Here is a 23,515-nt window from a genome sequence, read left to right as displayed (position 1 = left end):
CCGGCTTCCCGAATCTTAAGCCACGATCGCCGTCATCGACTCTCGCTTAATGCTTCCGCGCACGTACACCCACAGCACCACACCCGCTCCGATCGCGTCGATCAGCACGTCGTACGTGTGCGCCGCCCCGGCGTTCACCAGGAACTGGTGGTACTCGTCCGCCGCCCCGATCAGCAACGCCATCGGGATCAGCGCAAACGGTCGCTTCTGCAGGTAAGGCGAAAGCTTCAGCGCCAGCATCGACAGAATCGTAAACTCGACCACGTGGTACACCCGGTCCGTGATCCACCACGTTCCTTCGGTAAACCGCATCAGGAGGGGCTGCCGAGAGTGCACCAGACGGCCCACCGCCCGCGCAAACTCAAACCGTGTGATGACCACGGCGCTGGAAAAATACATCCACATTCCCCACAACACAAAAAATAATTTCAAAGACTTCATTTTCATGAATCCTAAGATGATAACGCTTCGTCACGCGAACGCACCAGATATTCTTACCAAATGTTACAAAAAATCGCGGTATTAGGGGCGGGTAGCGTTGGGTTTACGCGGACGATGATCCGCGATATTCTGTGCGTGCCCGAGCTTCGCGAGATCGAAATCGCCCTCCACGACATCGACGCGCGCAACCTGGAGATGGTTCGGCAACTGGTGGAGCGAGACGTGCGCGAGAGCGGACTCCCCACCAAAATCACCGCCAGCCTCGACCGAAAAACCGCCCTCGACGGCGCCAAGTATATCTTTAGCTTCGTGCGCGTGGGCGGGCTCGAAGCGTTCCGCCACGACGTCGAAATTCCCCTTGCCTACGGCGTGGATCAGTGCGTGGGCGACACCCTCGGCCCGGGCGGAATCATGTACGCCCAGCGCGGCATTCCCGTCCTGCTGGACTTCTGCGCCGACATCGAAGCCGTCGCCGAATCCGACGCCCTCTTCCTCAACTATTCCAACCCCATGGCCATGCTCACTTGGGCGTGCTCCGAGTACACCGACGTGCCCACCATCGGCCTCTGCCACGGCGTCATCGGCGGCCACGGCCAACTGGCGTCCGTCATTCAGCTTTTGGCGCGCGAGAATGGCTGGATTCCGCCCGACGGCGTCGTCACGCGCAAAGACGTCGACATCGTGTGCGCGGGCATCAACCACCAAACGTGGTACGTGCAGGTGCGGTTCCAAGGGCAGGATATGACGCCGTACCTACTGGAGGGCTTCGAGCGGCACCCCGAGTACGCGCGCACCGAAAAGGTCCGCATCGACATGCTCCGCCGGTTCGGCTACTACTCCACCGAGTCCAACGGCCACCTCAGCGAGTACGTGCCGTGGTACCGCAAACGGCCAGACGAGATCGAGCAGTGGATCGACCTTTCCAGTTGGATCAACGGCGAGACCGGCGGCTACCTGCGCGTCTGCACCGAGGGGCGCAACTGGTTCGAGCACGAGTACCCCAAGTGGCTGGCCGACAAGCCGTTCACCTTCAACCCCGAGGACCGCGGCCTGGAGCACGGGTCGTATATTTTAGAGTCCCTGGAGACCGGACGCATCTACCGCGGGCACTTCAATGTGCGCAACCAGGGCGTCATCTCCAACCTGCCGGATGACTGCATCGTCGAAGCGCCGGGGTACGTGGATGGCAACGGCATCAACATGCCGCTGGCGGGCGACCTTCCGCTGGGCTGTGCGGCGGTGTGCCAGGCGTCGGTTTCGGTGCAGAGGCTGGCGGTCGGGGCCGCCGTTAGCGGCGACATCGGTCTGCTGAAGCAGGCGATGATGATGGACCCGCTCACCGGCGCCGTCTGCAACCCCAACGAGGTCTGGCAGATGGCCGACCGCATGCTCGTGGCTCTGCGGGACTGGCTGCCTCAGTACACGGAATCCATCCCGCTGGTGGAGAAATCGCTGACGTTGGAGCCGAACCTGGCCCGGTTTGAAGGCAACACCGGTGCCGCGCGATTGCATACGCGGTCGGTCGAGGAAATGGAGTCCGATGAAGCGGCGAAGAAAGCCGCCAAGGCGTCGGATAAAGCAGGGATGACGGAGTAGTTCTAAGCCTTTAGCCTTTAGCCTTTAGTCAAGGAGTTCTAGCCGTGTGGTGAGGATAAAGCCAAGATGCCCCTTAGCAAAGGGGCCGGTGAACGGAGTGAACCGGGGGATAGTCGACAGCCAGCCTACAAACTCGAAACCCAGCGCATCCGACCACTCTCATCCATAACCCGCCCCAAACCCAATCGAAACGTGTGCGGAACCGCCACCTGCCAACCCTCTGTCGCCGCTTGCTCGATGACGCTCCGACGAGTCGCCACCGCCAACTCCGGATCGGAGTCAAACTTGATCGTCCAGTTCGGGAACGTCACCTGAGCCGGGCAATGCCACGTGTCCGCCGCCAACAAAACCGAATCCTCCACCAGCACGCTCGCCGCCCCGGGCCGATGTCCTGGCGTCAAAACCAGCCGAACGCCCGGCGCAATCTCCGCATCGTCTTCGACGACATCGAACACACCCAACTCCTCCAGCGGCCCGACATAGGTTGGAAAATGGTTCCTCACCGGATCGACTTTGTAGCTCTCGTATTCGGTCCTCGCCATCGCGTACCGCGCATTGGGGAAGGTCGGACGACCATCGGTCAGGTTCCCACCCACGTGGTCCAAGTCCCGGTGGGTCAGGAACACCAAGTCGATGTCCCCCGCCGTTAGTCCGGCGGCGGCCAGGCTTTTCAGCAGCGTCGCCCGCTCATGATCGACCGGCACGCCGGTATCGAACAGAATCGTTTTGCCATGGCCCCGCACCAAAGCAATGGTCTGCCCAAAGAAAATCTCCTCCCCTCCGTTCACAAAACTCTCCGGCGCGATCCGCACCGCTTCGGCCAGTTCGTCGGGATCGACATCCGGAAACAGATCAGCGGTCTTGGTCGCTAAAGGAGGCTGAGCCTGAAGCAAAAGCACCTCGTAATCGCCCTGGGCGAATCGATGGAAAGTCATGCCGCCAGCTTACCGGCGACGGGTACCTTGGAAAGGGGAAAGACCGTGGATCAACCGAATCGAATTTGGGTCACGACGTCGAAGGGCGTTTTCGGCCTCGCCAAGAAGGGCGACACGTGGGAAGGCCACGGCGTCCGCATCACCACCGACGACAAAGGGACCATCACCCTCGAAGCCTCCGACGACCCGATCTATCAGATCGAGGCGACCTACAACCACGGCATCCCCGAGGGCGCGATGGTCATGGGCGACGATTGGGAGCGAAGCTACGGCACCCTGCATTGGGGCGAGTACGACTACAGCCGCGTCCTGCCGTGGTACTTCGCCGCGCATCACGACCACCAAACCACCTGCTGGGGCGTCAACACCGGTTGCCGAGCCCTCGCCCATTGGCGGGCGGGAGTCGAAATGGTTCGCCTCATCCTCGACGTTCGGTCGGGCAGTTGTCCGTTATTGCTGACGGGCCGGTCGATCGAACTCGCGACGGTGTATCGGTTTGAAGGCGGCGACCCGCATCCGACCTTGCACACCTTCCTCAAGACGCTGTGTCCGAAGCCGAGGCTGGCCGACAAACCGGTGTACGGTGCCAACGACTGGTACTACGCCTACGGCAACAACACAGCGAAGGTGATTTTGGAGGATTCGAAGCGGGTTTCGGACCTTTCGGAGAGTCCCAACCGACCGTTTTCCGTCATCGACGACGGCTGGCAACTGCCGCCGGGCACCTCAGGCGGGCAATGGACCGGCGGAAACCAGCGCTTTGGCGATATGCCGGACCTCGCCCATAAGATGAAAGAGCTTGGGTGCCGACCAGGCATCTGGATGCGGCCGCTGTACTCGGCGGAGACCCACCCGGAGTCGTGGTTCATGGCCAAGGACACGCTCGATCCAAGCAACAAAGACGTGCTCGGCAAGGTCTTCGATGACGTGCATCGCCTCCACGTTTGGGGCTACGAGCTGATCAAGCACGACTATTCGACCTTCGATGTGACGAGCCAGTGGGGCTTTTCCTTCACCGACGGCATGGGTAGCAAGGGGCGAACGTTCGCCGACCAAAGCCGCACCACGGCTGAAATCCTCCTCGACTTCTACCAGACCATCCGCCGAGCGGCGGGCGACTCGCTTATCATTGGGTGCAACACGGTTGGGCACCTGACGGCGGGGCTGTTCGAGCTTCAGCGAACCGGCGACGACACCAGCGGGCGTGAGTGGCCGCGAACCGTGAAGATGGGCGTCAACACGCTCGCCTTTCGCGGGGTACAGGAGGGCGCGTTCTTTGGGGCCGATGCCGACTGCGTGGGCATCACCACCGATGTGCCGTGGGAGAAAATCAAGATGTGGCTGGAACTGGTTTCGCGGAGCGGCACGCCACTGTTCGTTTCGGCCCAGCAGAAGGCGGTCGGACCCGACCAACTGTCGGCGCTTCGCGACGCCTTCTCGATTGCGGCCATCAACACTCGCCTCGGCGAGCCGATCGATTGGATGACGGATCGTCAGCCTCAGAAATGGAACTTGGGCGGCGTCCCGGTCAACTTCGATTGGTGGGGCTAGCGGCCCCGCCTAAATGCTATCCTTACCGATATGGCACGGGCGGACAAAGGGCTGTTAGCGGATATTGTCCGGCCGTTCGACTCGTTCTTCGCGTTCGTGGGCGAGATCACGATTCTGCTCGTCGACGCGCTGAAGCGGATTTTCACGAGCCGATTCGAATTCCGTGAAACCCTCAGTCAGATGGCGTTCGTGGGGGTCAATTCGGTGCCGATCGTGGCCCTGACCGGCTTTTTTAGCGGCGCGGTTCTGTCGCTGTACATCAGCACGTTCCTACTGAAATACGGCGCGACGACGTTCGTTGGGGCTACGGTTGCGCTCTCAATGACGCGCGAGATTGGGCCGGTGCTGGCGGGCATCATGGTGTCGGCGCGATGCGGCTCGGCGATGGCGGCGCAGATCGGAACGATGGCGGTCACCGAGCAGATCGACGCGCTGAAAATGCTGAGCGTCCACCCAACCAACTACCTCGTGGTGCCGCGCGTGGTGGCGTCGATCCTCATGCTTCCGATTTTGGGGCTCACCTGCATGTGGGCGGGCTCGTTTGGCGGGTGGCTGGTGGCGACCAACGAGGGCGTGCCCAGCGGCGAATACCTGACCTCCATCAACCAATTCACGCATACGTCGGACTTGCTGGGCGGCCTCTACAAAACGCCGGTCTTTGGGTTGATCGTGGCGCTGGTGGCGTGTCAACAAGGCATGCGGACGAAGAACGGCGCGGTCGGCGTCGGTCGGGCAACTACGAATACGGTCGTCATTAGCATGGTGCTGGTCTACGTCACTAACTTCTTGTTGGCGCGGTTGATGAATTAGTCTTTAATTGGGAGTTAAACCCCTCCCACGCGCTCACCCTTATGCCAAGCGCGTGTGCCAGCTGATGGAAGGGCAGGGAATGTTGCGGACGTGTGGGAGTGGCAAATAGTTAGAATGTCCCCAGACTGCCGACGGCAAACTACAGACTCGGATATATTAGAGCCATATGCTTGCGCTCTCTTTGGTCCTTCTCTCGCACATCGCGGGCCCGACGCCCGCTCAACAGATCATCGATCTCAGTAAAGAAGACAATCGCGTGATGCTCAACCTCAAAGAGCTGTGCTTCAACATCGGCGCGAGGCCGACGGGTTCGCCGCAATTGCAGAAGGCCGAGCAGTGGGCGCTGAAGAAGTTCCAGTCGTTTGGATTCAAGAATGCGCACTTAGAGATATGGGCGGATGTTCCGGTCGGGTTCGAGCGAGGCCCCAATAACTCGGCGCGCATGCTGGAGCCGTCGGTGGCCGACATCGTTTTCTCCACGAATTGCTGGATGCCGGGCACAAAGGGGCCGGAGAAAGGGCCGGTGGTGATGGTTCCTCACAACATGGACGAGTTCGCTGAGGTCAAAAGCCAGATCAAGGGTGCCTGGATTCTCGACGACGCCAAAGTGACCATGCGAGGACCCAATACCTCGACCGAAGATAAGGAGACACGCCAAGCCATCATCGACGCCGGCGCGCTCGGATTCGTCTACGGTTGCCCGGGCGAGAACGTGTGGACGCACGGAACCTGGAAGGATAAGACTTACGAAAAGCACCCTACAACGATTGAGGTTCAGATTCGACACGATAACTGGGAGATGCTGGCCGAGAACGTGAAGGCGGGCAAAAAGACCGTCGCAGAGTTCAACATCGATAACCGATGGATCAAGGGACCGATCGAGGTTCATAACGTCGTGGCCGAGATCAAGGGCACCGAGCATCCCGACGAGATTGTGGTGGTCGGCGGGCACCTCGATTCCTGGAATTCGCCGGGTTCGCAGGGTGCGAACGACAACGGGACCGGCTCCTCATCTACGCTCGAAGCCGCGCGACTGATCATGAAAAGTGGTCTAAAGCCGAAACGAACCATCCGCTTCATCCTTTTCTCGGGTGAAGAAGAGGGCCTGCTGGGATCGACCGAGTACGTGAAGCAACACGCGGACGAGATTTCGAAAGTCAGCGCTTGCATCGTCGATGACGGTGGCTCGAACTACGAAAATGGCGTCTCGGGTCTCGCCAAGTGGGCACCGTTCTTTGCCGACTCGTTCGATGCAATGACGAAGGCGTTCCCCGATATGCCGATGAAGTTCAGCCCGGTGGAGAAGTACGATGCCAGCGGCGGCAGTGACCAGGCTTCGTTCTGGGCGAAGGGTGTTCCTTCATTCTTCATGGGTAAGGCGGGCACCCAGCAGTACCTACACATCTGGCACACCCAGTTCGACCGCTACGACCAGGCGATTCCCGAGTACCTGAAGCAGGTGGCGACCAGTCTCGCGGTCGTGACGTTTAACATTGCGAACGCGGACGAGATGATGCCGAGACCGTGATTTCCGAAGCATTTCTTGGTCTTGATCCCGAGTCGTACGGCTTGTCGAAAGAGCTGAGCGACGACATCCGCTTGCTGGATCGAGTGCTGGGTAAGGTCCTACGCGAGCAGGAAGGACCCTGGATTTTGGAATCGGCGCGAAAGCTGGTTCACGAACCGGATTCAAAGATCGCGGACATCGATTGCGCCGAACTTCAGACCGCCGAAGGCTTGCGAGAGCTTGGCAAGGCGTTCACGATGCTGTTCCAACTCATTAACTCGGCGGAGCAGAAGGAGATCGTTCGCGTCAATCGTGCCCGCACCCAGAACGGGGAGCGGCGAGAGTCGATCCGCGAAACCGTCCGAAAGGTTTACGACCGGCACGGTAAAGAGAAGCTTTTGGAGTCGATCAATCGGCTTTGGATTGCGCCGACCCTGACCGCTCATCCGACCGAAGCCAAGCGAAAGGTCGTGTTGGACAAACTGCGCGAGGTTTCGCACTTGCTGGCGGAGCGGGGTGGATCCAACGATCTAAACGCGCCCCTCGATGCGGGTTCGGACAGCGAGGTCGCCCTTGAAAACGTGGTGCTGGAGCTTTGGCACACGGACGAGATGCGCTCCCAGCGGCTGACGGTCGAGGAGGAGGTTCGCAACGCACTGTACTTCTTCGATCGAACCATCTACGAGGTGGTGCCGTGGCTTTATCGCGACATTGAGGACGCGGTCGAAGAGGTGACGGGTGAGCGAATAACGGTGCCGAATATCATTCGCTACCATTCGTGGATCGGTGGAGACCGGGACGGCAACCCAAACGTGACGGCGGCGGCAACGGCCGACGCCTCGCAGACGATGCGAAACATGGTGGTACCGAGGCATCGCGGCGAGGTAGAGAAACTGCGGTGGGAATTTACGCAGTCGACCAAGTTCGTCGGCGAGTCCGGCGCGGTGAAGGAGGAGATTCAGGCTTTCGATCAGTATCTCCAGCAGTTTGAGCGGGACCGCTACGCCCAAGAACCGTACGTGCTTTTGTTGCTCGGCCTCATCGGCTACCTTGGCGAGGAGTCGAACCTGGCGGGTGTTGAACAAGCATTGGCGACCATCCAGTCGTCCATCGCCAGCACAGAAGGGAAGCATCTGTCGTTCCGAAGCAGCATCCAGGACACCTTGCGTCGCCTGAGCGTGTTTGGGCGGCACCTGGCCAATATTGACTTGCGCCAACACTCGAAAGTTCACGAGCGCGCGATGGGATACCTGCTGGCTCAGGCCGGCATTTTGGATTCGCCCGAGGCTTACAGCGCTTTGTCTGAGGACGAGCGGGTGGCCATTTTGGCCGCCGAAATCGCGAATCCGCGCCCGCTGGTTCGAATCGCAGATTCCGAGGCGTTGGCGATGGTGCTCGGGCCGATCGCGCTGATGGCGCAAGAGCCGAGCATGGGCACGTACATCACGTCGATGTCGACGTCCGTCAGCGACATGCTTGAGGTGATGCTCTTCCTGAAAGAGGAAGGCTCGCTCGCTAACCGGCCAAACATCGTGCCGCTCTTCGAGACGGTCGACGACCTCCAGCATTGCGGGCCGCTCCTTCGTCAGCTTTTCGCGTTGCCGGTTTACCGCAAGTACCTCGACACTATCGGCTACCAAGAGGTGATGCTGGGGTACAGCGACAGTAGTAAGGATGGCGGCTACCTGGCGGCGAACTGGGCGCTTCAGTCGGCGATGCGGGACATCGCAGGGGTCTCGAAGGAGACCGGCATCCCGATTCGACTCTTCCATGGCAGGGGAGGAACGGTTGGTCGCGGCGGCGGTCGCGCGTCGCAAGCGATTTTGAGCCAACCGCAAGGGGCGTTCAACGGCCAGATTCGGTTCACCGAGCAGGGCGAGGTGATCTCATTCCGGTATTCGTTGCCGGCGATTGCGCATCGACACCTAGAGCAGATCGTATCGGCTTGCTTGCTGGCCACTGCCGAACCGAACGCGCGAGACTTTGACGCCGAATACGAGACGGTGATGAATCGTCTGGGCGACGACTCGCGGGCGGCGTACAGGAAGCTGGTTTACGAAACCGACGGATTTTGGGACTTCTATACGCAGGCGACGCCGATCGATCACATCAGCCTTTTGCCGATCGCCTCGCGGCCGGTGTATCGACCTGGGTCGGCGGCGGAAGGGGTCGAGGGTCTGCGCGCAATTCCGTGGAACTTCGCCTGGGTGCAGAGCCGAGCATTGCTGGTGGGTTGGTACGGGGTCGGAACGGCGCTGTCGTCGTTCCTGGCCGAGGGTGGCGAGGAGACGCTGAAGACGATGTATCGCGAATGGCCGTTCTTCCGAACCGTCATCGACAATGCGCAGTTGGAATTGGTGCGGGCGCACATGGAGACCGCCGCGCTGTATGCTTCGCGAGCCGAAGACCAGTCGATTTGGAACACGATTCGTGAGGAGTTTGAGCTGACGCGGTCGTCGCTCTTGGCGGTGACGGGCGAGAAAGACTTGCTGGAGAATTCGCGCGTGATTCGTCAGACGGTGGCGTTCCGCAACCCCCTGACGTTGCCGATCAACAAACTGCAAATCCATCTGATGGATCGGTGGGAGCACTTGTCGGACGAGGACAAGCAGGGGACTTGGCGCGAGGCGATGCTTCAGTCGATTGCCGGCATTGCGGCGGCGATGCAGAGTACGGGTTAGACAGGGCGAGTGCGAGGTTCATCCCTTCCGTCGCGCCGTCCGCGGCACGACCCTTCCGGGTCTGCCATTCGGCGCGCCACCTTCCCAATCTTTGGGAAGGAAGAGGAGGCGTTGGTGAATCTTATAGGAGTGTGAAGGCCGTAGCTTTTTAGGTTCAAAGCGGGACTTTTTCCACGACCTGCAACCAAAGTGCGGAAAATTTCGCACTTTCTTAACACATCTCATGGAAACATGTGCTAATCTTTCAGCATGTTACAATTTTCGGAGCGTGCGCATGCCTAGGATGCTCGGGTCGGGACTCAGCCGCCGCGAGCGGGAGATTCTTGATATTCTCCACCGGCTGGGCAGGGCGAGCGTTCAGGAAGTTTGCGATGAGATGGAGAACCCGCCGTCGTATTCCTCTGTCCGATCCACGCTTGGAATCCTGGTGGAGAAGGGCATTGCCCTCCACCAGGAAGACGGCAAGCGATACCTGTACAGCGCCGCCGAATCCACTCAAGATGCCGCTAAGAGCGCGGTCCACAAAGTGGTCGATACCTTCTTTGGGGGAAGGATCGAGGGTGTTGTCCGCACATTCCTTTCCGATGCGGAAACCAATATTTCGAACGAAGAGTTGGATCAGTTAGCTAAGCTGATCTTAGAAGCTAAAAGGAGCCAAAAGCCATCATGAACGCGTTCGTTGTTGAACTCGCCGTTCGGTCCGTCATCCTCGCCAGTCTGGGGCTGATCGTCCGATTCGCACTCATTCGTTCGTCGGCCCAAGCCCGGGCGAAGGTGCTCGCTATTACGATGGTTGCGTTGGCGGTATTGCCGCTGGCGATGGCGCTTCTACCTCGCCTTCCAATCGCGATTGGCAAAACCGAAGTCCTGGTGAATCCGTCTTTGACCTCTACAAGCGAACTCCCGGCTAGCGCCGGGATTTCTCTAGGATGGGGTTGGTGTTGGGTCGTGATTGCGGCTCTTCTGCTGGTTCGAGTTGCCGTAGTCCTTGCTCGATTTCGAAGGGTCGAGCGCGGTCTCGAACCGGCACCCCACGCCTTGGTTGAACGGGTCAAGGGTCTGACGGCGCGGGCACGACGCATCTTTCTTTGCCCAGAAGGCGAACCACCGATGACGTGGGGCGTGACGAACCCGCGAATCGCACTTCCGCACGAATCGGAATCTTGGGCGGAGGCGCAGTTCCGGTCGGTCGTTCTGCACGAAGACGCGCACATTCGTCGCCGAGATTGGGCGACGTCGATTGGCTTCCGGGCCGTGAGCGCGGTGTATTGGTTCAATCCGCTCGTCTGGGCGCTTCGTGCGCTATTCGAGCAGGATAGCGAGCGGGCCGCCGACGACTTGGTGTTGGCCCAAGGTTTTGACGCTCCCGAGTACGCGGAGCGGATTCTCGAAGTAGCCAAGTCGCTTCGACCGCAGGCGGGGCGATTGCCAGCGGTGACGATGGCGCGAAGCCCACGACTGAAGGGTCGTCTGCGAGCCATCCTCAGTGAACGGACTCCTCGCGGTCCTATCCGAGGTTGGAAGCGGACGATTGTGATCGGCCCGTTGCTGTCGGGGGTTTTTGCGGCCGGTTTTGTGATGCCGTTCCGGCAGATCGTCCCGATCATGATGCCTGTCGCCGACAATATGGAATCGAAGACGCCGGTTCAGCCAGCGGACGAAACTCTCAATAAAGATTTCGACTCTTCGGTCGGGACGGTGGACTGGAAAGGGTCTGATGAGGTGAACCCACCGACTGCTTCGGTCAACGATCCTCAGATCGTTGATCACCGTACGGAAACGTCTACGGCTCCGCCCGTAACGCCTGTGAATCCTCACGAACCAGCTTCGCTTCAAGCCAGCACTGGTCCCAATATCTCAACATCGACGAATTCGAAGACGAACGGTTCGGTCAGCATGACGACTTCTGGCGACGGACATCGCAATTCCATGCGGATTTCGGATGGCCAGGGGCACACGATCTCGATGGACGACGACGATATCGCCCACGCCAGCGCCGATGTTCAATCGGCGATGAGGGAAATGCGCCAGTCGTTCGCGGAAGCGAAGACGAATGCTAACCCCGAGGTTCGCCAGCAGATCGAGGCCGCCCAAAAGGATGCGGAGAAGCAGATTCGAGAAGCCCAAAAGGAGATCGACAACGCGAAGATGGGTGTCGATCAGAAGGCGATCGCCAAGGCCTCGATGAAGTTCGCCAAGGGGATCGCGGATATGTCGTTGAAGATGGTGGGCGATTTCACCAAGAACCTCAACATCGACATCAAGATTCCGAATGACGCGACCGCCGACGGGGCGAAGCCAAAGCCAAAACCGGACAAGGTTTCGAAAGACTCGAAGGACGCCAAAGGTTCCGAGGATAAGGGCAAAAAGTAGCTTAGCCTGAACCAACTCAAAAACAACCCAGGGCATTGACCCCTTAGCTACCGCTTTGCCCGAAATTAACGATTTGACCAGAGAAGGAGATTAGACAAATGACCAAATCCACAGCATTCATCATCGGACTCGCCACGGTTGGCTTGGCCGGGCTCTCGATTGCCCGAGCCCAGATCGCCAGCGACTCCTCTGACCATCAATATGCGCTTCCCACCTCCGACGACCGTGAGACGAACCATTCGGTCCTCAACGTCACCGCGGGAGGAGCGCATCGACTCCGGGTGAACCTGACCCTTGGCGAGGTCGTCATCAAGAGCGGCGCGACGTCTAACCTGACGGCCGAGATCACCAAGGAAGTCAGCAAGCCGGTTGATGCCGACGAGCGAAAGTGGCTGGACAGCCACTGGATTCAAGCGAAGCGCTCGGGCGACGACCTTGTTGTCGAAGAGTTGCCGAATGACCGACCGAAGTTCTTCTCGAATTCGACGAAGAAGAATCACAACCTGAAGATCAAGATCGAAATTACGGTTCCGCGAGGGCTAGACGCCGACATTGAACTCGATGCGGGCACCGTCCATATCGAAGGCGATTATCGGTCACTGAAGTCGAAGGTCGACGCCGGTCAGCTTGAGACCGTTAATCTGTCCAGCGATCGGTTTGTGGACATGAACGTCGGCGCGGGCGAGATCGACGCGAAACTTGCCAAGACGCCGTCCAGCGATTCCAAGTTGGACGTTGGGGTCGGCCAGATTTCGCTGGACCTGAAGGGTAACGCAAGTGTAGATGCTCAGGTTGGGATTGGAAATATCGAGGTGTCGGGCGAGTCGAGCGACAAGAAGAAGGGCCTCGGCGCGCATCAGACCATTCGAGTCGGATCGGGCGGAACGAACCTTAAGCTGAATGTCGATACCGGGTCGATCAACCTGAGCCAAGGTAAGACGGAGAAGCGGTTCGATACTGGCGGCGACCTGAATCTCGACATTGATATCGACTCGGACGGCGATCTCGGCCAGGATCTGAGCAAGACCATTGAGTCGGCCATGTCGATCGCAGCCAAGTCGATGGAGCATATCGGGGATGATATCGAGATCGACCAGGACGGCAAGAGGCTGAGCGGCGACGACGTGAAGTCAGCGATCCGCGATGCCATGAAGGAAGCCCAGAAAGCCATCGAAGAGGCCAAGAAGGAAGTTGAGAAGGCCAAGGGCCAGATCAAGCTCGAGATGGATGGCAAGCGAATGAGTGATGCCGACATTGCCGCCATGACCCGCGACGCGATGAAAGAAGCGCAAAAGGCCATGGCCGAAGCGATGAAGGAAGTCGAGCGAGCTCAAAAGGACATGAAGGCGCAGATGCGGGATCAAAAGGATATCAAGATCGACATCGAAGCGATCACTCGCAAAGCCATGGAAGCCGCTCGCAAAGCGATGGAAAAAGCCCAAAAGGAAATGGAGAAGAACCTGAAGAAGGACTCGAAGGGCGATACGGATGCGACGATCTAGACTCATCCTCCTCTTGTTCGCCGCCCTGGGGGCGGCGAACGCCTTCGGGCAAGCGGATATTAGCGCGCAGATCGGGCGGCCATCGCCTCCCGCAGGGCAATGGCACCGAGGGCGGATGAAGTTGGCCCACACCAACCAGGCACCGAAGATCGATGGCAAATTGGACGACGCGTGCTGGAAGGCGGCGACGCACGGGAAAGGGTTTTTCCGGCTCTTAAGTAACGACCCGGTGATGGACCAGACCGAGGTTTGGATGTGCGCGGACAAGGAGAATCTATACTTCGCTTTCCACTGCACGGACCGAAATCCTGCCACGATCCTGGCAAAGGAGACCCAGCGAAACGGCAACCTGAATCAGGACGAGAGAGTGGTCGTTGTTATTGACAGTCAATCTCTCCATCACGACTCAAGCGCCTTTTGGGTCAACGCGATTGGAACCCAACTTCAGGAGATGGAAGGCGGCGTGGCGGACAATCAGGCGTGGCAGGGCGACTGGCACGCGGCGACGAGCCGATGCGACGACGGCTGGATCGCCGAGATGTCGATTCCCTTTCGACTCTTGCATTATCCGAAAGGGGCGCACTCGTTTGGAATGTTCGTGGCGCGACGCAAGCCAGACGAATCGAACTTTACATGCTGGCCGTATATGCCGCCGCAGAGCGATACCGGCAGCATTGCGCAATATGCCACCGACTTTGACGATATCAATCCTCCGTACTATGCGCCTAAGCCGACGGTATCGCCCTATATGCTCGCGACGACGGGACAGGGAACTTCGGCACGTTTTGGCATGGATGTGAAGTATCCGCTGACGACGTCGATTACGGGAGTTGCGACGGTCAAGCCGGACTTTCAGACCGTCGAGGGGGCGGTTCAGGACATTAGTTTTTCGTACACGGAGAAGTATGTGCCCGACCGAAGGCCGTTCTTTGCCGAGGGTGGAGGTGTGATCGACGACTCCTTCCTGTTCTATTCGCAGCGAATCGCGGACGTTGATTTTGGGTTGAAGGTGGCAGGTAAGAACGGTCCCACGACTCTAGGTTTGCTTTCCACTTCGTCTTCGATTGGGGACAAGCAGAGTGCGAATGTGGCGACATTCGATCAGCAGTTTGGGCAGTATTCAGGCATGGGCGGGACTTTCTTGAGCAGTCACCAGACGGGTTCGGAGGGCGAAGTGGCGCAGGTTCGCGCCTATTATGGTTGGGCGAAGGGAATGCGTAACGTCCGATTCTTTTCCAACGCGACGCAGGCTTGGCTAGGGAATGGACAGCATGGTCAAAGCTTATTTGCAAACGTTAATACATATGCCGGAAAGGGCCAATTGAACGGGAACTTGTATGTTGTCAAGACTGATGCGGGGTTCGATAATCCGTTGGGATTGGTGGACGAAACAAATACACAAGGTGTGGGAATGAATTTGAATACGTTCAACGTTTACGATCACGGAGCGGTGGAAAAGCGAAATTTCTACCTGAGTGGTAGTAGCTTTAACCACTGTGATGGTTCGTTCTTTCATCGGTATATCTATGCCGGAAGCGAGTTCGATATGCGCAACGGTATGGGATATGGGGTCGACCTAACGCTCGGCAGTCGCGAGAAGTACGCGGATCGATCGCTCTCGGGCAAGGTTTTGTGGAACCAAAAGAGCCTTTTGAGCAAAGGGAGTTTGAGCGTGGACTTTGGGCGGAGGCAGGATATGCCGTATCGGTTTACCGCGCTGAACCAGGGCTTTGCGGCCAACAAACAGCTCTCTTTCGATCTGAGTTTTGGCGATCTGCGGCTGGGTTCCGACAGTCAGACACAAACGATCCTGACGGGGACGTATCGCATCGACCCGTTGCAAAGCTTCGGGGGTCGCATGGTGAGCCAGGGCAGCAAGACCAACGTGTACTTCTCGTACGGTCATCGGACGCGGAAGGGGAACGACATGTTCGTGTTGTTGGGTGATCCGAATAGTCCGACGACGCAACGGTCGGTGACCTTGAAGATGGTGTGGTCTTTTTAGGCTTTTTGGCGGAAGCTCTAGGCTAACTTGGGGAAGCGACTCACCCGGTTCGTTCCTTCCTCTCTCCCATTCAGCGAAGCAGGCTTCGCTGACCAAAGCGAAAACAGGTTTTCGCAATCCAAATGGGTGGATTTTCTCCTCCCGCCTTCCAAATTTCCAAGAAGAGAATTTGGTTCTTGGTGACGTTTATTTACCGCTGTTTGGCTATGTTATAATCAGGTGGCTCATAGGAAGCCACCTGATCTGCGGGAAGGGTTCAACCCACCTATCATACGAAATTGACGGGCCGACGGCCTGTTTTCCCTTTGTGCACCTGATGGCAGATCGCAGGACAAGCATAGAGGAACCATGAATAAGAAACTCCCGGCTCGGCCGAATCTCGATCATTTGAAGGGGCAGGCGAAGGCCCTTCTCGCCCAATTCCAGTCGCAGGACTCTGTTGCCATTACGGCTTTTCGCGAGCAGGGGCTCGACAGCGACAAGGCAAAACTAGCCGATGCCCAGTTCGTCGTTGCTCGCCAGGGCGGGTTTGCCAGTTGGCCCAAGCTCGTTCACTACGTTGAGACTCTGAACGCATTGGAGGGAACGTGGGTGTTCGTTACGCTGCAGGTCGAGGGGAACACGATTCCGGGTGAGGCGCTGACCCATTCGAAGCTGGTCATCAACGGTGATCGCTTTAACACATTGTCGCCAGAGGCTGACTACCTCGGAGTATTCGAAATCGACGTGGAGGCGACGCCGACCACGATCGATATCGACTTCATCGAAGGTCCAGAGGCGGGGAATTCGTCGTACGGCATTTTCCGGCTGGAGAAGAACGAACTGATCATCTGCTTGGGCTTAACCGGCGCTTCGCGGCCGGAGGATTTTGTTTCTCGACCGGGAACGGGCCATGCCTTGGAGACCTTGAGGCGAGTGACGTCGGATGCGCCAGTGATCGAGCCGACCCCGCCGGGGCCGAGTCCCGAACTGCCAACCGGTGATCCGGCCGACTTTGAGCGAGTAACGCCGGAGATGGAGGCTTTGCACGGCGAGTGGCTGGCGCTGGAGATTGTGAACAGCGGGGCGGCGGTGCCGAAGCAGTTTTTGTCCCACGGAAGCCGGGTTTGCGAGGGCTCGCGCACGACGGTCGTATTTGGCGGCCAGAAGATGGTGGATGTGTTCTTCCAGATTCCGGCACCAGGGCGCATCGACTACTTGGTGGCGTCGGGACCGAACAAAAACAAACTGCAAGAAGGCATCTACGAACTCGACGGCGAAATTCTGCGGGTCGCGATGGGGCCGGTAGGAATGGGACGACCGAATGAATTGCAATCAACGCCGGGCGATGGTGTCACATACAGCGTCTGGAAGCGAAAATAATCGTGGCCGCCCCGTACTGGCAATGCGCGTACGGGGCAGATCGTTCCGATTTTTTTAGGCGGCCTTCTCCCGGTTTTCTTGACCGCGTCGCCACAGGATGTACCAGTAGCCGCCGCCAACCATGCCGAAGCCGAGGAGCATGAGCATGAGGACGCGGATGAAGGAGTCGAGGGTGGAGAGGTCGACGAGGAACACCTTTCCGACGGTGGCGGCGAAGACGACGAGGCTCCAATAGCGAAGATGTCGTCGCTTCAGCATGAAGCCGGAAACGATGGCGGCCATCGCGACAGAGACCCATGAGACGGTGGTGGCGGCGATCGCACCCATGCCGATCGAAGGAAGGGTCAGGATGTAGACCATGAGGAAGGTGACCAGGACCCATTCGGCGATGATGGTGATCGCGGACAGCGCGACCTCTTCGTCGTTGGGGCGAGGCGTTATCCAATAAACGGCAGCGGTGCCTGCGATGGGGACGGCGAGGGCGAAGATATCCAGCCATTGGGGGCCATGGAGGGTGAGGTTTGAAGGGCCGTTTAGGGCGGCGGCGATGGTCGAGAGCCAGCCAAGCACAAGATAGCCCGCCCTTCGGGAGAAAAGGGAGATGAGTGTCCAAACCAGGTTGATGATCGCGATGCCAAAGGAGATGTAGGTGTGGTCGTCGAGGCTCAGCAGGTGGCTGGCCCCCGCGAGGGCGAGCACCCGTACGAAGAACGCGGATAGGATCAACCCGGCGAGGAAAATCGCCCCATTTCCGCTGACCTCGTTGTCGGTACGGACCACGTAGGCGGCGGCGAGGACGACGGTGATCGCGGTCACGCCGATGAGCATGGGGCTTACCCAAGTCGGCTTCATGAGGGGATCGAAGAGGATGGCCTGGATGCATGAGATGAAGCCGAAGAGCGCGGCGATGCCAAAGATGCCTTGGTGACGGGTCTTGACGGCGAAACCCAGACTACCGAGGCTGGCGAAAGCGAGCGCGATGGCTGAAATATCCACTGGATTGAGGTGCGTTGCGCCGTAGCCGAGGGCGACGTTGGCGGCGCGGACGAAGATTCCGACGATGAGGGCTCCACCGAAGAATAGTGTGATCTCGCCAACGTCCTTGGTGGAACGCTTGAGGACGAAGATCAGATTGGTCACGATCGTGGCGACGTAGACGGCGAGGAGGGACAGCTCCCAAGGACGCGTGAGGAACGCGAAGCGAAAGTCCTGATGGGCGGGCGAGCAGACGTAGGCGAGACCGGACGCGAGGAAGGTCGCGATTCCGACTCCAGCGATGGGAATCGAGTTGGCACGGAGCGCCACGGCGGCAAGGACGAGGGCTTCGACGGCGTACCAGCTGGTGGCGACTTCTTGGGTCGAACCGAGCGGAGTGACGAGCATGGCGACGATGAGCGCGCCTAGCCACGTGGCGTTTCGAGCTTCTTTGCTGACGCTGACAAGATAGCCTACACCGGCGGCGATGGCGGTAAGGACGAGGGCGTGAACGGAGCCTTTGTGGCCTTCGTCGATGCCGACGGCGAGGCATCCGGTGAGGACGACGATGACGGATTGAACTGCGGCGAGCGGGTCGAACTTAGAGGGTTTGAAGAGTCGTCCGCCGACGAAGAGGGCGATGGCGCAGTTGAGGTAGATCGCGCCGACGCGGTAGGCCTGATGGAAGTTGGAGGTCGCGGCGGGCAGGAGGGCGAGGGTCGAGACTACCCACATGAAGGTCGCCATGTGTTGCCACTTATTGCGGAGAATGATGGCGGAACAGGGCAAGAGAATGGCGAAGTGGAGGGCGAAATCGAGGAGAACCTTGTCGCGGTGCATCGGCATGATGGCAGCGACGAGACCCCCAATGAGGCCGATGGTGAGAAAGGTTTTAGAGGCTCGCCAGTGGGAGTAGCCGAGGTTGGCGAGACTGAGGAGCATGTAGAGTGAGACCAGGGTCTCGCCTTCGAAGAGGTGTTTGTAGGCGTAGGCTCCGGCGAAGCTGGCATAGAGTCCGAATGAGCCGAGGCCAACCATGAGGTGGCCGAAGTCTTCGCGCTCGTCGTGCTTCCAGACGCCGATGGCGATGAAGCCGAGGCAGAGGAGGATTTCGCCAGCGAACTGCATGGTGGGGGTGATCCATCCGCGTCCGAGGGCGAGAGCAACGAGGAAGAGGACGGCGCAGAGGATGACGGCCGCACCGCCGCGCAGGAGTCCGTTGATGCCGAATTTGTATTCGAGTTCGTCGGGGTCGGTTGGGGCGGAGTGGGGACGAGGGTGTTGGTAAGGCGTATCGACCTTCGGTTCGGGCAAGATGTGCTTGGGAAGGTCGAACTGGGTTTTGGGGGCCGGTCGGGGCGGTTCGGGCGTCATAACCGGAGGTGGGGTGATCGGGATGTATCGGGCGGGCGCCGGTCCTGGTTTGGCGGCATCTTCGAGGGCGGTCAGTCGATGCAGAATCCCCTGGAACCCGGTTTCCAAGGTCTGAATTCGCCATTCGAGTTGTTCGTTCGTCATAGTGCGATCCGTTGTCGATTGGTAGTCGACACCCTAGTGATAGCCCTTTGGCGGCGAAGTTTGAAGGCTTTTGAGCGGGATTCAGACCGGGGGTCTGAGGAAATTGGGACCTTGTTTCAGGGTGAATATGGTGGGGTTTTTGCGGTTGGTTGCGTTACTCGGGTAGTTTGCCGCTCACTCCATCGTTGATGAAGCAACGCTTATCCCCCAGGTCCGATGCTAGATCGATACCGAAGGCTTCGGCCGTATCGTGGATTCCGCTTTTTGAGATGCTATCTTGGACTTGAATGCTTCCGCCCGTCAGGCAACTCTGGCAGAAAAAACAAATGCTGAGGACCACGCGTTGGCTTCCTTTCGTCGCAATCACGAAGTGATGGGGGCAAAAACACGATGACGCCATGTCTTGCTGAGTCGTGATCTGCGCAATGCACGATAGGATTCTTTCGCGCATCTTGGCGTCGCAGATTTGAACCTTGTGACGTCCTCCAGGTTCTTTCTCAGAGAGATACTTTTCGATGTTGGTCGGAGGATTATCGAAGGGAAAGAAATCAAATGTTGTGGCTACCGTCTGGACCGTATCAGCCTCACGCAAGAACGTCGCGTACTGATTCCATCGGGGATCGAGTTGCCTATGCTTGGGCATTAGCAGGGCAACCAAAACGATGCCTAACAACGCGAAAGCCACAGTGAGTTGCACGTTCTTGGCTTTCATGGGCGTGATTTTACTGCTTGAGTTAACTCCTCCGTCTTCCGCCTTGGGCGGAAGACACCTCCCCATGAGTGGAGGAGCCTTCACTGGTCGGAGTTTGGAGGCCTTTGACCCTGCCTTTGTCGCAGTACCAACTGCGGACGTACACTTTGAGACATGGGAGCGCGACCCATGGATCGGCCGCCATAATGGCGGGGTCGTCCCGACGCTCGGGACTCCTTGGACTTTGTCTCATTTGGCTTTACCCAGCCCTGGCGGGCTGGGCTAATTTGAAACGGGCTTTCAGCCCTACGTCTGCTAGCTTTCGTAAGTGCGCCGATGTTATGTCAGGGCTTGGCTGTCGGTGGAGACTGCCTTAGGGATGGGATTCCTTGTGAGCGGGATGTCGGTGGGTCCTTTGGAGGCGCTATGATGACTTTTGAACCTCAGAACCTCTGCTCACAAATTCGGGATTAATCACCGTGCCTCGGCATTGAGGTAGCAGTCGCGGGCTTTCCTTGCTTGCTCGGGGCAGTTACAACTGCGGACCCTTCAATTCAAGAAATGGGAGAGGGAAATTGGGTCGCCTCGCACCTTGAACCTCGGTCGATTCGGACTTTGATTGGACCCCCATCCCAACCCTTCCCCCTTTTCGAGAAAAGGGAGAAGGGCCCATCGCGATCCTAATCCGTTCCGCGGGCTTTGCAACGGAGGCGGTGCATGTCGACGGCTCCGAATTCGGGTTTGGGTTTGCGTTCTTCGCGGGTTGGGAGGGGTGGGAACGGTTTGGATGGCAGGGTTTGGTACCAGTAGGCGACGCTACACAGGTCAAGGGCGAGGCAGTTGGCGTGGCCGTGCTCGATGCTGGCGCGGAGGGATTTTTTGAACCGGATCGGGTCTTCGAAGTGGAAGCGATAGACGTGGGTGCGTCCGAGCCAGCCGTAGCGAGGCGAGTCGTTGCCTTTTCCGGGGGCGCGGGCGGTGCCGAAGTAGGGGTGGATGAAGACCTCGTCGGGGCACCAGGACTGGTTGAAGTAGTCTTCCGTGCCTGTCCCATGGGCGGAGCCGGGCCAGGGCTCGCCGTCGACGAGGAACATGTCGTCGCCTTCGCCGTACCAGATCGGGGTGTCGCTTTGGATGAAGTAGTTGACGCCGACAAAGTGGCCGTGCCCCTCCAGTTCACAGAAGACGTAGTTGTTGGCGTCGCTAGGGTTGTTTTGGAATTTGCCGAACACTTCCCACTCGTTTTCCTTGCCAGTGCCGTCCTCGGGTTGGGTGGATTCTTGGTGGTACCAGGCGTGGAAGCAGGCGACGTCATCGGGGATGGACGGGTGCTTTTCGTAGTCGACGTAGTAGTAAAAGTGCTTGACGTCGACGTCCGAGTCGTTTTCGAGGGTGATGCGGGCGTTCTTGTGGAACGGCATCGGGAAATAACTGACCAGAGAGCGACCTTCGACCGGCGTGGCGGCGAGGGGGAGGGTCTGATAGACGTAGCAGGTGCCCCAGCCTTGGCCGAAGAATTCGCCGATGGGGGCTTCGACGCTGGGGTGCTCTTGGTCGTCCCAGTACATGCGCAGGATCAGATTGCGGCGGCTGTCGGGGTCGTCGTGGTGAAACGTACACCAGATGTGGGTGACGATGCCGGGGTGATCCATCTCGGCGAGAGTGACGGTCGTTCCGGCGGGAATTGGAATGTTGTCGCCGTTTCCACCGGATCGGTCGTAACTGGAGATTCGATGCGTCGTCGCGTCGACGAGCTTGGCGATGTTTGCCAATGGGCCCTGGCTCATTTGGTCGCAAGCTTATCTGATTTGGTTGGGAGTTGGTTGCTATTCCCTACCTCACCTCTTCGCATGCTCCTGTCGTCGCGCGAAGGTCCTCTCCTACGAGGAGAGGAAATGGGCCTGGTCGGGGGATTATGCCTAAAGCTTGAGCATGTAGACGCCGAAATTCTCCGTTTCTTCGATTGGGGAGAGGGTTGGCAATTCGGCTAGTCGGGAGCGGCGGGTGAAGAAGATGCGGGCGCGGATCGGGGGAACGTGGGCGGAGCCACTGTAGACGATTTTCGGGTGTTGGTCGATGAGGTCGTCCTTGTTGTCGGTCTCGATCACATCGTGGTTGAGATACATCAGGAGCGATGGGAGGCTGGTTTCCTGCAGACGGGTGGTGCCGGTCATCAGCGCTTTGTCTTGGCGGCCGAGTTGGTAGAGAACCTCGATTTCCGGATGCTTACGGGCGAGGTATTGAGCTTCCTGCTGGCCAGACTTCGCGTACCAAATCCGCTGCGCGGGGTCGATGATGCCGAGGGTCAGTAGCATCGAGATGCCCATGATCCAGATGGGGGACCAGTTGACTCGGGGGTTGGTGGCCATCTTCTTGGCGGCGAGCATGGCCAGCGGCGGGATCATCGGCAAGATGTAGTGCGGGAGCTTGGCGTTGCTGGCGGTGAAGAAGACGAAGATGGTTGCGGCCCAGACGAACAGGAAGCGGGAGAACGAGTCGTCGCGGTTCTGGGGAAGGACGGCGCGCCACTCGATCCAGCCCCACGGGCAGACGGCGATGAGGACGAAGGGGATATAGAAGGGCAACCCTAGGAGGCCAAGGGAGTGAGCCTTGTCGCCGCCAAGGAATCGTCCGACGTTCTGCTCGATGAGGAATTTCTGGATGAATTCTTGACCGTTGGCGAGGTAGCAGGGCACGTACCAAAGGGCGACGGTGGCAAAGAGAATGGCGGTGCCGGCGAGCCAATAGCCTCGTATTTGGGTTCGCAGGGAGGGGTCGCGCCAAAGCGAGACGCCCGCGACGAAGACGAAGAGGGCGATCGCGACGGGGCCCTTGGCAAGGACTCCCAGGCCAATACAGAATGCTGTCAGGAGTCGCCAGCGACGGTCGCCGACGAGAGATTCGTAGAAGGTGAGAAAGGCGGTGGTGAGGCAAAGGTTGAGCGGCGCATCGGTCATCATCAGTCGTCCGAGGGCGATGACGAGGATGCTGGAGCCGAGGCAGAAGACGGTCAGGGCTTGGGTGCGCTCGCCGTAGCGTTTCTTGACGAAGAACGCGCAGACAGCGAAGAGGGCGATGGTGCAAAGGACGGACGGCAGACGGGGCCCGAAATCAACGCCGAAGAGGGCGATGCAGGGCTTGGCGAGCCAGTAGAGGAGGATCGGCTTTTCGAACCAAGGGTTGCCGTTGTAGAACGGGGTGATCCACTCGTGGCGACGGTTCATCTCGGAGACGACGGCACCGTAGAAGCCTTCGTCGATGTCGAAGAGGCCGGTCATCCACCAGCCCATGAGGGGGAGGCAGGCGAAGAGAAAAACGAGACCTAGGGGGATCGGCCTGGCCTCGCGTTTCATGGGGTGGAGTTTACCGGGTGGGCTGGTTCGTCGTGCCCTCACTGGCTTTTGCGCTGGGATTGCGTAGTTCGCTTCAGCGAAGCAGGCTTCGCCCCGATTCCGCTCCATTTCCCTCGCAAGCTCGGCGGGGTCTACAGACAGTTCAAATGAGCACTCCCAAAGGAGCGGAAAGCCTTTTGCCGTTTCACCGGACCCTCCGTCTCCCATTTCAAGAA

General features: G+C 58.9%; 16 protein-coding genes. 10 read left to right on the top strand and 6 right to left on the bottom strand.

Annotated elements, in window-relative coordinates:
- Positions 1 to 15 precede the first annotated feature (15 nt).
- Positions 16 to 447, bottom strand: coding sequence for a hypothetical protein (locus tag GC165_19840; protein ID MBI1335122.1), 432 nt, complete (start codon positions 445 to 447; stop codon positions 16 to 18).
- A 54-nt stretch (positions 448 to 501) separates the two neighbouring features.
- Here GC165_19840 and melA point away from each other — a divergent pair, with 54 nt between their 5' ends.
- On the top strand, positions 502 to 2,037 hold the full coding sequence (gene melA, locus GC165_19835) for an alpha-galactosidase (protein MBI1335121.1): 1,536 nt from the start codon (positions 502 to 504) through the stop codon (positions 2,035 to 2,037).
- 125 nt (positions 2,038 to 2,162) lie between these two features.
- Here melA and GC165_19830 read toward each other — a convergent pair whose 3' ends face one another.
- Positions 2,163 to 2,972, bottom strand: coding sequence for an MBL fold metallo-hydrolase (locus GC165_19830; protein MBI1335120.1), 810 nt, complete (start codon positions 2,970 to 2,972; stop codon positions 2,163 to 2,165).
- Between the two features lie 45 nt (positions 2,973 to 3,017).
- Between GC165_19830 and GC165_19825 the strand changes: the two genes are divergently transcribed.
- From GC165_19825 to GC165_19785, 9 genes are all read left to right on the top strand, one after another.
- Positions 3,018 to 4,523 carry a hypothetical protein gene (locus GC165_19825; protein MBI1335119.1) on the top strand — a complete coding sequence of 502 codons (1,506 nt, stop codon included), beginning with the start codon at positions 3,018 to 3,020 and terminating at the stop codon, positions 4,521 to 4,523.
- Between the two features lie 30 nt (positions 4,524 to 4,553).
- Entirely contained in the window at positions 4,554 to 5,333 is a 780-nt protein-coding gene (locus tag GC165_19820) for an MlaE family lipid ABC transporter permease subunit (protein ID MBI1335118.1), read from the top strand.
- Between the two features lie 166 nt (positions 5,334 to 5,499).
- Positions 5,500 to 6,861, top strand: coding sequence for a M20/M25/M40 family metallo-hydrolase (locus tag GC165_19815; protein ID MBI1335117.1), 1,362 nt, complete (start codon positions 5,500 to 5,502; stop codon positions 6,859 to 6,861).
- Positions 6,858 to 9,521 carry a phosphoenolpyruvate carboxylase gene (locus tag GC165_19810; protein MBI1335116.1) on the top strand — a complete coding sequence of 888 codons (2,664 nt, stop codon included), beginning with the start codon at positions 6,858 to 6,860 and terminating at the stop codon, positions 9,519 to 9,521. Before GC165_19815 ends, GC165_19810 begins: the two co-directional genes overlap by 4 nt.
- Before the next feature lie 223 nt (positions 9,522 to 9,744).
- Positions 9,745 to 10,191 carry a BlaI/MecI/CopY family transcriptional regulator gene (locus tag GC165_19805; GenBank protein ID MBI1335115.1) on the top strand — a complete coding sequence of 149 codons (447 nt, stop codon included), beginning with the start codon at positions 9,745 to 9,747 and terminating at the stop codon, positions 10,189 to 10,191.
- Entirely contained in the window at positions 10,188 to 11,894 is a 1,707-nt protein-coding gene (locus tag GC165_19800; protein MBI1335114.1) for a hypothetical protein, read from the top strand. The genes GC165_19805 and GC165_19800 overlap by 4 nt, the downstream gene beginning before the upstream one ends.
- A 98-nt stretch (positions 11,895 to 11,992) precedes the next feature.
- A complete protein-coding gene (locus GC165_19795; GenBank protein MBI1335113.1) occupies positions 11,993 to 13,396 on the top strand; it encodes a hypothetical protein in 1,404 nt (467 codons plus the stop codon).
- Positions 13,383 to 15,401: a hypothetical protein gene (locus tag GC165_19790; protein MBI1335112.1), complete on the top strand. Its 2,019-nt coding sequence runs from the start codon at positions 13,383 to 13,385 to the stop codon at positions 15,399 to 15,401. Before GC165_19795 ends, GC165_19790 begins: the two co-directional genes overlap by 14 nt.
- 348 nt (positions 15,402 to 15,749) lie before the next feature.
- Positions 15,750 to 16,763: a TIGR03067 domain-containing protein gene (locus GC165_19785; protein ID MBI1335111.1), complete on the top strand. Its 1,014-nt coding sequence runs from the start codon at positions 15,750 to 15,752 to the stop codon at positions 16,761 to 16,763.
- Positions 16,764 to 16,817: 54 nt separating this feature from the next.
- Here GC165_19785 and GC165_19780 read toward each other — a convergent pair whose 3' ends face one another.
- From GC165_19780 to GC165_19765, 4 genes are all read right to left on the bottom strand, one after another.
- Positions 16,818 to 19,256 (bottom strand): DUF2339 domain-containing protein, encoded by a 2,439-nt coding sequence (locus tag GC165_19780; GenBank protein MBI1335110.1) that lies wholly within the window; start codon positions 19,254 to 19,256, stop codon positions 16,818 to 16,820.
- A gap of 154 nt (positions 19,257 to 19,410) precedes the next feature.
- Positions 19,411 to 19,968 carry a hypothetical protein gene (locus GC165_19775; protein ID MBI1335109.1) on the bottom strand — a complete coding sequence of 186 codons (558 nt, stop codon included), beginning with the start codon at positions 19,966 to 19,968 and terminating at the stop codon, positions 19,411 to 19,413.
- A 659-nt stretch (positions 19,969 to 20,627) separates the two neighbouring features.
- Entirely contained in the window at positions 20,628 to 21,734 is a 1,107-nt protein-coding gene (locus GC165_19770; GenBank protein MBI1335108.1) for a DUF2961 domain-containing protein, read from the bottom strand.
- A 132-nt stretch (positions 21,735 to 21,866) separates the two neighbouring features.
- Positions 21,867 to 23,507, bottom strand: coding sequence for a phospholipid carrier-dependent glycosyltransferase (locus GC165_19765; GenBank protein MBI1335107.1), 1,641 nt, complete (start codon positions 23,505 to 23,507; stop codon positions 21,867 to 21,869).
- Positions 23,508 to 23,515 lie beyond the last annotated feature (8 nt).

Source organism: Armatimonadota bacterium (genome assembly GCA_016125185.1).
Taxonomy (GTDB): domain Bacteria; phylum Armatimonadota; class Fimbriimonadia; order Fimbriimonadales; family Fimbriimonadaceae; genus Fimbriimonas.
The sequence above is the reverse complement of the archived record's forward strand: the minus strand, read 5'-3'. Positions and strand labels throughout refer to the sequence as shown.

What these genes read in the sequence shown, in the direction of transcription:
- GC165_19840 (MBI1335122.1), bottom strand. Translation starts at nt 447, where the DNA reads ATGAAAATGAAGTCTTTGAAATTATTTTTTGTGTTGTGGGGAATGTGG.
- melA (MBI1335121.1), top strand. Translation starts at nt 502, where the DNA reads ATGTTACAAAAAATCGCGGTATTAGGGGCGGGTAGCGTTGGGTTTACG.
- GC165_19830 (MBI1335120.1), bottom strand. Translation starts at nt 2,972, where the DNA reads ATGACTTTCCATCGATTCGCCCAGGGCGATTACGAGGTGCTTTTGCTT.
- GC165_19820 (MBI1335118.1), top strand. Translation starts at nt 4,554, where the DNA reads ATGGCACGGGCGGACAAAGGGCTGTTAGCGGATATTGTCCGGCCGTTC.
- GC165_19815 (MBI1335117.1), top strand. Translation starts at nt 5,500, where the DNA reads ATGCTTGCGCTCTCTTTGGTCCTTCTCTCGCACATCGCGGGCCCGACG.
- GC165_19805 (MBI1335115.1), top strand. Translation starts at nt 9,745, where the DNA reads ATGGAAACATGTGCTAATCTTTCAGCATGTTACAATTTTCGGAGCGTG.
- GC165_19800 (MBI1335114.1), top strand. Translation starts at nt 10,188, where the DNA reads ATGAACGCGTTCGTTGTTGAACTCGCCGTTCGGTCCGTCATCCTCGCC.
- GC165_19795 (MBI1335113.1), top strand. Translation starts at nt 11,993, where the DNA reads ATGACCAAATCCACAGCATTCATCATCGGACTCGCCACGGTTGGCTTG.
- GC165_19790 (MBI1335112.1), top strand. Translation starts at nt 13,383, where the DNA reads ATGCGACGATCTAGACTCATCCTCCTCTTGTTCGCCGCCCTGGGGGCG.
- GC165_19785 (MBI1335111.1), top strand. Translation starts at nt 15,750, where the DNA reads ATGAATAAGAAACTCCCGGCTCGGCCGAATCTCGATCATTTGAAGGGG.
- GC165_19780 (MBI1335110.1), bottom strand. Translation starts at nt 19,256, where the DNA reads ATGACGAACGAACAACTCGAATGGCGAATTCAGACCTTGGAAACCGGG.
- GC165_19775 (MBI1335109.1), bottom strand. Translation starts at nt 19,968, where the DNA reads ATGAAAGCCAAGAACGTGCAACTCACTGTGGCTTTCGCGTTGTTAGGC.
- GC165_19770 (MBI1335108.1), bottom strand. Translation starts at nt 21,734, where the DNA reads ATGAGCCAGGGCCCATTGGCAAACATCGCCAAGCTCGTCGACGCGACG.
- GC165_19765 (MBI1335107.1), bottom strand. Translation starts at nt 23,507, where the DNA reads ATGGGAGACGGAGGGTCCGGTGAAACGGCAAAAGGCTTTCCGCTCCTT.